The organism is Niastella sp. (assembly GCF_045805085.1).
GTDB lineage: Bacteria > Bacteroidota > Bacteroidia > Chitinophagales > Chitinophagaceae > Niastella.
The window spans coordinates 1-13171 of the sequence record NZ_JBJMLX010000121.1; the positions used below are offsets into that span (position 1 = coordinate 1).

10 protein-coding genes and 1 tRNA gene are annotated in these 13171 nt (G+C 44.0%); 5 read left to right on the top strand and 6 right to left on the bottom strand.

Going from position 1 to position 13171, the window contains the following annotated elements:
* Positions 1–521 precede the first annotated feature (521 nt).
* From recR to ACJ751_RS06030, 3 genes are all read right to left on the bottom strand, one after another.
* On the bottom strand, positions 522–1139 hold the full coding sequence (gene recR, locus ACJ751_RS06020; RefSeq protein WP_407744475.1) for a recombination mediator RecR: 618 nt from the start codon (positions 1137–1139) through the stop codon (positions 522–524).
* A 130-nt stretch (positions 1140–1269) separates the two neighbouring features.
* Positions 1270–2715 (bottom strand): Ig-like domain-containing protein, encoded by a 1446-nt coding sequence (locus ACJ751_RS06025; protein WP_407744476.1) that lies wholly within the window; start codon positions 2713–2715, stop codon positions 1270–1272.
* Between the two features lie 77 nt (positions 2716–2792).
* The gene (locus ACJ751_RS06030) at positions 2793–5981 is read right to left on the bottom strand and encodes an ATP-dependent helicase (protein ID WP_407744477.1); all 3189 of its coding nucleotides are present in this window, start codon (positions 5979–5981) and stop codon (positions 2793–2795) included.
* A 309-nt stretch (positions 5982–6290) separates the two neighbouring features.
* Here ACJ751_RS06030 and ACJ751_RS06035 point away from each other — a divergent pair, with 309 nt between their 5' ends.
* Both ACJ751_RS06035 and ACJ751_RS06040 read left to right on the top strand, forming a co-directional pair.
* On the top strand, positions 6291–7652 hold the full coding sequence (locus ACJ751_RS06035) for a sigma-54-dependent transcriptional regulator (RefSeq protein WP_407744478.1): 1362 nt from the start codon (positions 6291–6293) through the stop codon (positions 7650–7652).
* A 15-nt stretch (positions 7653–7667) separates the two neighbouring features.
* On the top strand, positions 7668–10025 hold the full coding sequence (locus ACJ751_RS06040) for an ATP-binding protein (protein ID WP_407744479.1): 2358 nt from the start codon (positions 7668–7670) through the stop codon (positions 10023–10025).
* A gap of 78 nt (positions 10026–10103) precedes the next feature.
* On the opposite strand, the gene ACJ751_RS06045 is transcribed toward ACJ751_RS06040, so the two are convergent.
* The 3 genes from ACJ751_RS06045 to ACJ751_RS06055 form a co-directional block, all read right to left on the bottom strand.
* Positions 10104–10754: a tetratricopeptide repeat protein gene (locus ACJ751_RS06045; RefSeq protein ID WP_407744480.1), complete on the bottom strand. Its 651-nt coding sequence runs from the start codon at positions 10752–10754 to the stop codon at positions 10104–10106.
* A gap of 99 nt (positions 10755–10853) precedes the next feature.
* Positions 10854–11309, bottom strand: a complete 456-nt coding sequence (locus ACJ751_RS06050) for a VOC family protein (RefSeq protein ID WP_407744481.1) — start codon at positions 11307–11309, stop codon at positions 10854–10856.
* Positions 11310–11406: 97 nt separating this feature from the next.
* Complete coding sequence (locus ACJ751_RS06055) at positions 11407–11895, bottom strand: DinB family protein (RefSeq protein ID WP_407744482.1); 489 nt, start codon at positions 11893–11895, stop codon at positions 11407–11409.
* A gap of 197 nt (positions 11896–12092) precedes the next feature.
* Here ACJ751_RS06055 and ACJ751_RS06060 point away from each other — a divergent pair.
* The 3 genes from ACJ751_RS06060 to ACJ751_RS06070 all read left to right on the top strand — a co-directional run.
* Positions 12093–12164, top strand: a tRNA-Arg gene (locus ACJ751_RS06060).
* 187 nt (positions 12165–12351) lie between these two features.
* Positions 12352–12768, top strand: coding sequence for an Arm DNA-binding domain-containing protein (locus tag ACJ751_RS06065; RefSeq protein ID WP_407744483.1), 417 nt, complete (start codon positions 12352–12354; stop codon positions 12766–12768).
* A partial coding sequence (locus tag ACJ751_RS06070) for a hypothetical protein (protein ID WP_407744484.1) occupies positions 12759–13171 on the top strand: 413 nt, incomplete at its 3' end. The genes ACJ751_RS06065 and ACJ751_RS06070, both read left to right, overlap by 10 nt.

A 13171-nucleotide genomic window follows, 5' to 3' on the forward strand; every position in this document is an offset into this window, starting at 1 on the left:
GTCGTTATTGCCTTTTAGGTCGCTTGCCCAGTCTTTAAAACGCTCGCCGCGATAATCAGCTTCTTCAAGCTTATGCCGTTGGATCATGGTGCCCATGGCGCCATCGATGATCAGGATCCGTTCTTTCAGACTTTGTTGTATTGTTTTCATGCTGCCCTCCTTTATTTTTCAAAACGTTTTATGTTGATGAGCAGAACCGGACGAGTGAGGTGTTTGCCAGACGGCGAAACAATGTCGATAGTGGTTACTATCGGCGACTCTATAATAGCGAACCGAACTTGTAAACGTTGGGAAACTGTTTTAGCGAGAGTTTCTTTTCGTTTATTAGTTCAGTTTTAGCATTTGCCCAATATTATCAGGATGCCAGTTATCGGATCCCAACCTGCTCAGGATGCATAGGCCGAACAATAAACAAATCCGCCTATGCGGATGCAAATTTACAGCTTGTTATGTTAATAGCAAACTTGTTGTTATTGGCTAAGTATTAATGCATAGCGCCATTACTGGCTGTAACCACCCGCCTAGTGCTGCACATACTTTTCAACCGGCAGGCGGTTGGTAATGCTGCGGGCAAGGGTCATTTCATCGGCGTATTCCAGTTCGCCGCCAAAGGCAATGCCCCGGGCTATAGTTGTTATTCTGACAGGTGTTCCCTGTAGCTTTTTCTGTATATAATAAATGGTGGTATCGCCCTGAATATTAGGGTTGAGGGCAAAGATGAGTTCTTCTGTCTTTTCTTTAGCTATGCGTTGTATAAGAGGTTCAATAGTAAGCTGGTCGGGACCCACACCATCGAGGGGCGAAATAATGCCGCCCAGCACATGGTAAACTCCACTGAACTGTTGGGTGCTTTCAATGGCAATAACATCGCGAATATTTTCTACCACACAAATAAGCTCCTGCTTGCGTAACGGATTGGCGCAGATAGCACAGGTGGTAGAATCTGCCACGTTATGACAACGTTCGCAAAACTTTATTTCCCGGCGCATTTTAAGCACTGCCTCACCAAATGCTTCCACATTACCAGGGTCCTGCTTTAATAAATGCAGAACCAGCCGCAAGGCTGTTTTTTTACCAATACCTGGCAATTTGGCAAATTCACTCACCGCACTTTCCAACAAAGAAGAAGAGAATTCCATACTGCAAAGATAATTTGAAGTTGCCAGTTCCCGGTTTTAAGTTCGATGAAACACTTTTTACGTATAAAATGCAGAGTTACAAAAAGGTACCCATGCTTATTTTTTGTGGTATTCACGACACTCTTCATTTCTAAAGAGTGATATCGACTATATTATCCCAGTTGGCTTTAACGGTTAGTTTGCGACTGATGGGAAGTACTTTTTCGGGTTGTTGATGATGTCCAAAGAAGGACCCCGCGTCCCAAATGCCATTTTTATTGTCATCGTATAAAATGCGCAGGTCATACTCACCGGGTTGAAACAATTTGGCATTAAACTCCTTGCCGCTCATAGGATAGGCATATTTTACCTGGTCGCCCACAACAAACTGTAAAACGGGGTTTTTCTTTATGTCGAGGTTAATAAGACGCAAGCGTATCAGTCCGTAATCGCTTTGTTTTTTTGTGCGGAAGCTGATGGTGTCGTTTTTGCCAATGTCATGGTCAGCAGTATCTGTAGCAAACCCTTTGTCTATAATGAGTTTATAGGGCGTATTTTCTGTCCAGGCATAAGAAATGGTCACCTTTTTATTGCTGGTGTCTCTGATAAAGCGATAATTGGTGAGTGGTTCATTTTTATCGCTGGCCAGTATTAATTTGGTGCTATCGAAAGTTTTGAGTGGGGTGCCAAACCGTAATTCGAGCTGGCTTAACAGGTCCAGATCATTACTGGTCAGGTTGGTTTCAACCTGCAGGTGAACCGGCTTATCAGTTTTTTTGCTGTTTGCAGGCCTGGCCGCCTGTGGTGGTGCCGGTTTATTGCTCTTTGGTTTAGCTGTAGCTGTATCCTTTTCTGTATAAGCATACAGGGTTATTGGTTTGGGAGATAGACCGGGTATTACCCGTGCATCGGCAAACGCAAACAGCTGGCTGTTGCTGAGGTAGCGGCGCTGGCCGCCTTCATCTTTCAGGGCATATAAAGAAAATGAATCGGCAGGCAGGTTTTTGAAAGTGTAATTACCCTTATTATCAACCCGGGCAACATATCGGGGCTTTTCTTTTATGACGGCCGAGTCATCCCCATTTCTATGCAGCATTACAATGAGAGTAGAATCGGTTTTACCCGTTTCGGCAATTATTACTTTACCGGTAAGCGATAATGAATCGAGGTTGTTACCCGTAGTGAACATGTAAGTAAAATTCTTCAATATATTACCCTCGTTTACATCTTTTATAGCATTACCAAAATCTATGGTATAGGTAGTGTTAGGTTGCAGGGTATCTTTAACCGTTACGGTTACTGTACGCAATTTGGAGTCAACTATCGGATTGATTTTGGGTACAGGCGATACCAGCAGGTTTTCCTGGATATTATCAATTTGAACGAATTCGTTGAACTCCAGTACGATCTTTTTGCCATTAAAGTTCCGGGCAGAATCGCGGGGGTTAACGCTCACCAGTTTTGGTGGAAGGGAGTCGCGGGGACCACCCGTAGGGGGAATAATATTGGCGCAACCTGTTTGCACCAGGGTACTCGGAAGCAGCGCAAGGATCAAAAGGAACGGCGGAACTATTTTTAATAAAGAAGCATACTTCATAAGGCCGCAAACTTAAGCCCTTTATTGACAATTGTTGCTTCAAAATCCGTTAAATTGGGGTAAAGGGGGCGGGCAGGCTACCCTTCTTCTTCCTCTGCAGTAAGGTCGTGTAAAGCGATGGCCATTTTATTGGTTTTAACAAAATTGCACCAATGGCAGTCTTCTTTGCCACAGCCGATATAAAACTCCCGGTTCTGGATCTTTTCCCATACCTGAACAATTTGCTGGGAAACGGTGGTAATATCAGATGGTTTTATAATTACTTTCTCCTTGCGGTATACCTTCTTTTTATCAGGCTCAATAAAGTCGAATTCGGTACTGATAACCTGCCAGTCCCGGCTTTCGTAGTTATCGACCAGAATTTTGTAAAACACGGCCTGACGCCAGTAATCGCCGCCATTGGGGTCTTTTTCGCTGGGCGGCTGTAGTTTGGCCCTTGCTTTATCCGGGTCGCCGGTTTTATAGTCCACAATATTCACCTGCTTGCCATCAAACTCCAGTTTGTCAAGCTTACCCTTAAGTTGAACCCCATTCACAACCACGTTGCGGATATTCCTTTCTACCGTAACGATCCGGTTCCAGGTGAAAATGTATTTATCGTAATAATTGCTGAGTACTTCCTGACCATATTCAAGACGGCGTTCAAACTGTTCGCGGGTAAAATTTTCGCGATGGCGATGCATGTACCAGTTAAAATCATCTATAAACTCAGCCTTGCCGGGGAAAACATTGTTGTTTTCCTTCATTTTTTCAAAGAACCGTTGCAGTGCATGGTGAATGGCCGAACCGAATTCGGTGGCTTCATTCTTGGGTGAGGGAATACGCAACAGGTTTTTGAAATAAAACTCGAGCGGACATTTTAAATAATTGTTCAGCGCGGTTACGTTCATCACAAACCTGTCAAGCAGGGCAGTGATGAAATCTTCTTCTATTCGGCTAATTTCGGGCGCTTCTGTTTCCCCAAATTGTACTAGCTGAAACTCTGTTAATTCTTCGTCGCTGATGAATACCTTTTCAACGGGCAATTGGTGCTGTTCCTGTATTTCAGCAAGGAACATGGAAGGTTCCAGTTCCTTACCATCATTTTTATATCTACAATAAGAAATGAATAAGTGTTGTTCTGCACGGGTAAGCGCCACGTAAAACAGCCGGCGCAATTCTTCAATATCCTTATCGCTTTTGCCTGCTTCGTTTACAGCGGGTCCGTTGGCCAGACTCAAAAATACGTTCTCGGGAATTTTGTATCCACCACCAGGCTTGCGCTTTTTTTCCCAGGAGGAAGCATTGCAACCCGCAATAAATACATATTCAAATTCCAATCCTTTCGAACCATGGGCAGTTAACAGGTTCACCCCTTTATCATTGCCACTAACTTTCACCAGCGGCAACGACAATCCTTCTTTTTCCATGAGGTCGAATATCTCAACCAGGTCTGTCAACTGCAGTAAAGGATTGCGGTGCGTTTCATCTTTTATAAAATCGAACAGGGCGGTTAACACCTGCATCATCCACGCTTTTTCGGGACTTTGTATAATGATGTTCAGCAAACCTGTGCGGCGAATGATACTTTCAACCAGTACCTGCAACGTAACATTGGGTGCTGAAGAAATGAGCTTTTCCAGCGCTTTGGTAGCCTGTAGCAAACCTGGGTGCAGGCCCTTGCTGAACAGATCAGCAGGTGGAGTATTTCCCTTGTCGTACAATAAGCGGCGCAAGGAGGTTTTGTTATTGCCAAATGCCCTGTCGGCCACTTCAATGCTTAGCTTGGCAATTTCAATGGGTGGAATGTTAAACCAGTCGAAATGCAGGATCTCAAATAACATTTCATCACCGCCATAGGGAATATCATGTTCGGCGGCAATGTATTTTATGAGTAGAATTATTTTTTTGGCGAACGGTTCCGTCAATAAATTCAAATGACGCTTGCTGTAAACCGGTATGTTCAGCGTTTTGAAATACTGGCTTAGTTCTTCACCATATTTATTTTCGCGGTAAATGATGCTGATCTTTCCAGGTTGTATGCCCTGATCCAGTAACTCCTGCACCTGCAGGGTTATATCCACCATTTCATGCCGCTGCGTTTCGTATTCCTTTATAGCAGGAATGGAATCCGTTGGCTCCAGTGCAAAGAAGCGCGGGTGCGATGATTTAAGATTTTTGCTCAGGCCTTCAATTTGTTTCACCAGCCGCTCCTGGTTATTGTTGATGAGCGTCATCGAAACATCGAGAATGGGTTGGGCCGACCGGTAATTGTTGGTAAGCACAACGGTGAGCAGGCTTTCGCGGTAGGAGTTGGCAAACTGCAACATGTTTTCCACGTTGGCGCCCTGAAAGCGGTAAATACTCTGGTCATCGTCGCCAACTACAAAAATGTTGGGTGTTTCCCAATAGCTGATCAATAGTTTTACCAGCTGGTTTTGCGTACCGCTGGTATCCTGGAATTCATCAACCAGGATGTACAGGAATTGTTCCTGGTAACGGTTTAACAGGGCAGGGTTTTCTTCAAAAGCTTTGATCACCCAGTTGATCATGTCATCAAAGTCATACCGGTTGCGTTCACGCATCAGTTGCTGAAAACGGTCGAATTCATTCACCGCAGCCCGCAACTTTTCCATCTTCTCTTTTTCTTCCTCAAACTTGTCTTTCTTCAGATCGCCGGCTTTGAAACCTTTGTATGCCCGTTTGTAAACGAATTCATCCCTGGTAGGCAAATCGGCCAGCCAGGCGTCAATGCGTTCGTTGATAAAAGCGGGCGTCCAGCCTTCACGTTTCATGGTACTGAAAAGCGATTGCAGGTTATGTATTTCGTAGTACACATCGCCCCGGTAGCGTTTGAGCGCATGGTTCTTTGGAAAAGTATCAATCAGGTTTTTGAACAACTCAATTCTTTCCAGGTCAGAAATAGGGTCCAGCGCAGTTTTTTCAAAAAGCGACAGGTTTTCCTGGATGATATCGTTGCAAAAAGCGTGAAAAGTGTAGATGTTAACGCGGTAGGCATCGGGCCCAATAAACTGCGACAGGCGCCGGCGCATGGCCACCACGCCCGCATCGGTATATGTTAAACAAAGTATGTTCTGGGGTTGTGAATCGGTATCCAGCAGTATTTTGCCAATCCGGCTGGCGAGGATCTGGGTTTTACCGGTGCCGGGCCCGGCAATAACCATAACGGGACCTTCAATGGTGTCGACAGCAAGCCTTTGCTGAGGGTTCAGCTTCTGGTATTCTTCAACAAATCTTTGATTAAGGCGCTCCCGGTTCACGCTCATTAAACAAAGATAACGAACGGTCAACAGATACTATAGGGGCCTAATATGTAAACCGCCATATGTTCAAAAACAGCTGCTAAATGTGCACAAAAATTTAGCGGTTGCGTGACTAAATGGGCCGGTTTTCCCGGAATTTACTGCATTTTCGTGTATCGTATACGCCTCATTCCACTAAGGAGAAACTATTAGTGATTGATAATAAGTAGCTTATGCGAAAAAAAGAAATAGAGGTTTCGAAGGGGGAATCGTTCTTTTTTTGGGAATAAAATCTAAATTCCATCGTTTCTAATATTACAGATTTTCACTATAATGAAAAACCAACACCCTTTAAAAATATTCATCCTTGAGGACGATGTATGGTATGGCTCCATGCTGCAGCACTACCTGGCGCTTAATCCTGACTATGAGGTTAAACGTTATCACAATTGCAAGGATTTCTTCAATCACCTGCACGAACGGCCTGAGGTTGTAACGCTTGATTATTCCATGCCCGATATGGATGGCAGCGAAGTGCTGAAAAAGATCAAGGAAGTTGATCCTGGTATTCAGGTGATCATCATTTCGGGTCAGGAGGATATTAAAACAGCCATCAACCTTATAAAGAACGGCGCCTTCGACTATATTGTAAAAGATGATGATGCCAAAGACCGCTTGTGGAACAGCCTGTTGCATTTGAAGGAAATTGACGGCTTGCGAAAAGAAGTGGAGCATTTAAAAGAACAGGTTGGAAAGAAGTACGACTACTCGAAATACCTGATCGGTAAAAGCCCGGTATTTGAGAAAGTATTCAGTTTAATAGAAAAAGCCTGCAAAACCAATATAACTGTTTCCGTTACCGGCGAAACGGGTACGGGAAAGGAAATGGTGGCGCGCGCTATTCACTATAATTCCGAAAAAAGCAAAAAGCCGTTTGTTGCAGTGAATGTGGCGGCTATTCCCCGTGAGCTGATAGAAAGTGAATTGTTTGGACATGAAAAAGGAGCTTTCACGGGCGCCATTACACGCCGCATAGGTAAATTTGAAGAAGCGCATAATGGTACGCTTTTTTTAGATGAGATTGGCGAACTGGACATTAACCTGCAAGCCAAGTTGCTGCGCGTGTTACAGGAGCGGGAAATAACCCGCGTGGGGGGAAATGAGATAGTGCCGATCAATGTGCGCATCATTGTTGCTACTCATAAAAACCTGCTGGAAGAAGTACAGGCAAGAAGGTTCAGGGAAGATCTGTATTATCGTTTAATAGGATTACCCATACTGATACCACCATTGCGCGAGCGTGGAAACGATATTGTTATACTGGCCAAACATTTCATGGACCTGTTCTGCAAAGAGAACAATACCGATAAAAAATTACTATCACCTGAAGCGCAGCAACGATTGTTGAACCATGCATTTCCCGGTAACGTGCGGGAACTGCGGTCGGTAATTGAGCTCTCAGTAGTAATGGCCGATGGCGATACCATTTTACCCGAGCACATCACTCTTAATTCCAGTTCCTCGGTAAACGACCTGATGAATAAAGACAGGACCCTGAAAGAATTTGAATTACAGATCATACAACACTATCTCGATAAATACGACAAAGACGTATTGCTGGTAGCAAAGAAGCTGGATATAGGTAAATCAACCATTTACCGCATGATACAAGCTGGTGAATTAAACGTCCGGTAAAAATGGGCACCTGGCATGAAACCTATGAAAACCATACAGGAACAACAAAAGAATGCACTCCCTTCATTCTACGAAGAGGTGGTTATGAATATTCCTGCAGACATTGCAGTATATAATACGAAGGGCGAATTCCTGTTTATTAATTCTGCGGTTATAAAAGAGGCAACAACGCGGGAATGGCTCATAGGTAAAAACATCGATGATTACTGCCGTATACAGCAAAAGCCACCTGAATTAGCCGTCCGCCGGAAAGAGATGATAGAAGAAGCTGTGCAAACCCGGATGATGCAGAAATGGGAGGAGCGGTTTGAATACCCCGACGGACAGGTTAAATATCACATCAGGCATATACAACCGGTATTGGATGAGCACGAGCAGGTAAAGTTCTGCATTGCATATAGTATTGATATCAGTGAGCAAAAACGGGCAGAGGAGTATATACAATTGAGTGAGAAGAAATACCGTGACCTTTTCAATTACAGTCAGGCGTGGATCTGCACGCACGATCTAACCGGCAGGTTATTATCTGTAAATCCTGCTGCAAGTCTGGCGCTGGATTATACGGCCGGCGAAATGGTAGGGCGTAAACTGGTAGAATTTTTACCTGAAGAAGACCTGGCATTATATGAGTTGAACTACCTGCAACCGATACTGCGGAGTGGTAAATCGGAAGGGGTGTTTCGGATACAAGGCAAAACCGGTAAGGTAATTTATTTGCTGTACCAGAATTATAAGATGGATGTTCCGGGCATAGACCCTTATGTAATAGGTTTTGCCCAGGATATTTCAGACAGAGTAAAAGTGGAGCGGGAGTTGAGGCAGGCAAAGAAACTGACGGAAGAAGCAGCCCGCGCCAAAGAAATTTTTCTGGCCAACATGAGCCATGAAATACGAACACCCATGAACGGGGTATTGGGCATTGCAGGGTTACTGGCCAAAACCAATTTAGATGAGCAGCAGCAGAATTATTTGCGATTAATTCAGAATTCCGCCAATAACCTGTTATTACTTGTGAACGATGTGCTCGATCTTGAAAAAATTATATTAGGAAAGCTGCAGTTTGAACATGTAGTATTTTCGTTGGCCGATCGCATTGAGCTTTGTTTACAATCGTTTCTTTATAAAGCCGAGGAAAAAGGTATTGGGTTGGTATATGAGAATTTGCTTGGTGAAGAGCTGATAGTGTTGGGCGATCCATACCGGTTAAGCCAGGTAATGAACAACCTGATTAACAATGCCCTGAAGTTTACCGAAACAGGTACCGTAACCATTGAAACCCGTTTACTAAATAAAAAGGGTGATGAAGCCCGGATAGCTTTTACTGTAAAAGATACCGGAATTGGCATAACCGAAAGTCAGTTAGGATTGATTTTTGAGCCATTTATGCAGGCACATGTAGCCATTACCCGTACACATGGAGGAACCGGTTTGGGATTAAGCATATGCCGGGAATTAATAACCATGATGGGCGGCGAACTGAAAGTGGATAGTGAGGCAGGAAAAGGTTCATGCTTTAGCTTTGAATTACCCTTTGCAATTAGTTCATCTAAACTCAATCAGTCAACCGTGACACAAGACCTGAATTATCAAAGCCTGGGCAACAGGCATGTTCTGGTGGCCGAAGATGTGGAGTTGAATCAATACCTCGTCAGGCATATTATGGAGTCATGGGGATTTACCGTAGACGTTGTAAACAACGGCCGGGAGGCTGTTGCCATGATACAAAAGAATAAGTACGACCTGGTGCTGATGGATATACAAATGCCTGAAATGGATGGAATAGAAGCCACAAGGGCCATCAGGCAGTTGGGCGATCCTGTTAAAGCGGCTATTCCCATTGTGGCGCTTACAGCCAACGCCTTAAAGGGCGATAGTGAAAAATACCTGGCGGCAGGTATGAACGATTTTCTACCCAAACCATTCAATGAACAAAAGCTGTTCATGGTAATATCAAATAATTTAAAATCAGGTGCCGGGGCACCGGCAACTACACCTATGAACGAATCAAACACACCTGTTATGGGCGCAGAGGAGAAGTTGTACGATCTGAATATGGTGCAAACCATTTCGGGCGGCGATACCGGATTTGTTAAAAAGATGGTGCAATTGTTTTTGGAAACGGTGCCGCCATCAATGGCAGACCTGCAAAAAGAAACCGTGCAACAGAATTGGGTGAATGTAAGCAAGCTGGCGCATAAGTTAAAAGCAACGATCGACAGCATGGGCATTACAAAAATAAAAGAGGTGGTAAGAACCATTGAAACGAATGGAAAGAAGGGAGAAGAACTGGATAAAATACCCGCACAGGTACAGGAAGTTATTATTGTACTGGAAGCCTGTATGAAGCAGTTAAAACGCGATTTTGGTCTATAAAGAAAAATCGGAGATCTGAAGCTTTTTGAACTTCTTACCTCCGACTTCTTACTTCAATTTTCGGCCGTAGACCAAAAACTAACCCGGCAGGCGGGGAATATGTTTTTCCAATTCTTTGATCTGCTTAACAATTTCTGCAGTAGTAGGCTTCAGGGCCTTGGCTTTACGGAAGAACTCTTTTGCCGCGCGAAACTCCCGTTTGTTCATCATGATGTTACACATTTGCAGGTAGGCGGCCGCTTCATTTTCTTTATCGGGCAAACCTTCACGAATGGCCTGGCGAATGTATTTTTCAGCTTGTTTAAAGTCGTTCTTTTGTAAGGATATCATCCCCATTTGCAGCATACTGGCGCCTTTTACCTCTTTCATGGGCGTACCCAGGTCGAGGCCTTTTTTCATGTTCTTTTCTGCGGAATCAAAATCCTGTTCCATCATAGCCAGCTGACCTTTAAAGGTAAAGAAGGCAGAGCGGATGGGTTTATACAGCAGGTTGGGATATTTAATAGAATGGAGAACGCGTTTGGCACCATCAAGATCGCCGGCTTCCATATGTTCCTGAATAAGGCGAAGGGGACCAATAAAAAAGTGACCGGCAATAAGGATCAGGCCGATTAAATAGGCCGGGAAAGCGGGCCAGAAACCACTGTACACATTGGCCAGTACGCCCAGAGCTATCAGCGCCAGACCCAGGTATAGGCGGTAGCGTATAAGCCATGAATAAAACTTCATAAACCTTTATTTTTTAAGGACTGCAAAGATAGGCTGAAAAACCCGAAGTCGGAGTTTTAACCATAGCGTACTGCTCTTTGCTCAGCCAGGACCTGCCGCTTATTTATTGTCGTCGTTGATCTCGATCCAATAGCCGTCGGGGTCGCGAAAGTAAAGTTGTTGTATGCCGTCAACCCTTTTGGTGACGGTGTTCTTTTCACCGGCCCAGTTTTCATATTCTATCCCGTTTTTTTTGAGATTAGCCACAAAATCGTTGATGGAAGGGACGCTAAAACAAAGGTGGGTATTTTTTTCGTGCGTGGTTTTTGCGATGGCGCCTGAAATAACATGCAGGTGACCATGGGTGCCAATGCTGAACCAGGTATGGTGGCCATCGTGAAAAGGTTCAGGAATGGTATCGAGACCGATCACATGCTGGTAGAAATGGGTGCTTGTTTTCAGGTCAGTTACATATAAGGCAATATGGTTAAGGATAGGCTTGTTTTGAGCGCTGGAGGTCATGGTAATAAATGACAGTGTCAGGCCCAGCGAGAATATGTAAAAGGCTTTTTTCATACAGGAATCAATTATGCTGGAAGTTAGGAAAACCAGCACAACCAGCAGCAAACAAAATTGCACGGCCAGGAATTGGCCGTGCAATTCGCTTAATTTTTTAGTGACGGTCCCAAAAAGCTGGCGGTTCAATACCCAGGCTTCTCAGGTACACATACGACTGTCCACGGTGGTGGATTTCGTTATCAATAAAATAGAAGATGAAAGAAATACCGGTACCGGGCCACTGGCCAAAAGCCACAGTTTCCTCTGCAAAACGGTGAGGTGGAATGGTTTCCCAGATCTCGTTGATTTCGGCAGTAGCCTGGTCCCACAGGGCCAGCAAATCAGCCTTGGTGCTCACTTTTTCCGCGTCGGCCCATTTTTGCCAGTTGCCGGTGGCGATGCCTTTCACTCCGGGAACTGCCATACCAAGAAATTCATATACCAGGTCAGAAAATGGACGCATACCGCCAATAGAATAGGAAAAAAGCTTGTCTTCAGGAAAAGCCTCGATCATTTTACGGGTAAGGCCGCGATGACCTTGCCAGTGTTTCAGTAATTCCTGGGAGTTGATAACAGCAGCGGAGGTTAAACTTTGCGTTGACATGGTTATTATTTTTAAGTATTGTAATAAGTACAATGCAAACCTATAACAGGGTAGTGACAACAGTATGTCAGTAGGGTTTGGAAAGAAATAAAAAAATGCTAATGGCAGCATTTTCAGGGAATTAATCAGTTGGGCACCGGGGTTTCTAAGTTTTCTTCTTATTTTTGCCCTCCACCGGGCAATTGCCGGTGAATTTTGGTCCCGTAGTTCAATGGATAGAATAGAAGTTTCCTAAACTTTTGATACAGGTTCGATTCCTGTCGGGATCACTGGATACAATTTCAATGGCGTTCAAACGGAACGCCATTTTTCGTTTAAAGCCGCTTCTCGCTTGACTTTCAGCAGATTTCTGTATCAATTCAATTCAAATCAATACAAATAAAATGAGGGCTGATTCGGGGGCCAACGCGGGGGCCTATATTGTTGGCCCCTGCGGTTATGCAGGCTGTTTGCTTTATGCAACTTAAAAGAGATTTTTTAAAAATCTTAAATCTAACAGACATGCAAGTCAATCAGAGCCTGTCGATTTTATTTTATCGAAAAACAAAAAAGCTTAATAAAAAAGGACTACTGCCACTGTACTGCAGGGTAACAATTGATGGCTTAGATGATGAGATTTCAACAAGTTGTTACATCCGCTACGATGACTGGGATAATGATAAAAAAATAGTGCTGTCTACCTGCCCCGATCACACAATGATCAATAAAAAGCTAAGGCAGATGAAAACTGACCTTGAACGGCATTTTGACCTGGTAGTGGCCAAAACGGACTTGCCACCCCCAAAGAAGTTTTCGCATCTTATAAAAGCCCACTCAATGGACAGCGCCAAATCACGGAACGAAAAGAAAACGCCGATTTCAGTATGGCGTTAGATGAATTGATAAAAGATACTATTAAGTATCAACGCAAGTCAGAATCGCTTGGGAAAAAAGATGTAATACGTCCCTCACAACAAGAACTGATAAAAGAGGAAAAAACTGATCTAATTAAACGCGCCGAGAAATTGGTAATAAGAGGCAGAAAAATATGGGACAATAAAGATTGGACCAAAACCTTAGTGGTCGCCACCGATGAATTCCTATTTCATTTCCTGGAGTTGGTCTTGGCGAACGAACGTGCCTGGCCAACCTTTTGCAAACTGATTACTGCTAAATCCAGGCTTCAGGAATTTATGGCTCATCGCTACACGAAAGAGGACCTGATCTTATCTACTTTAGAAAACTCGTTTCTTTCAGAATTTACAAAGCACATTACTATCAAACATAAAAATTCGCA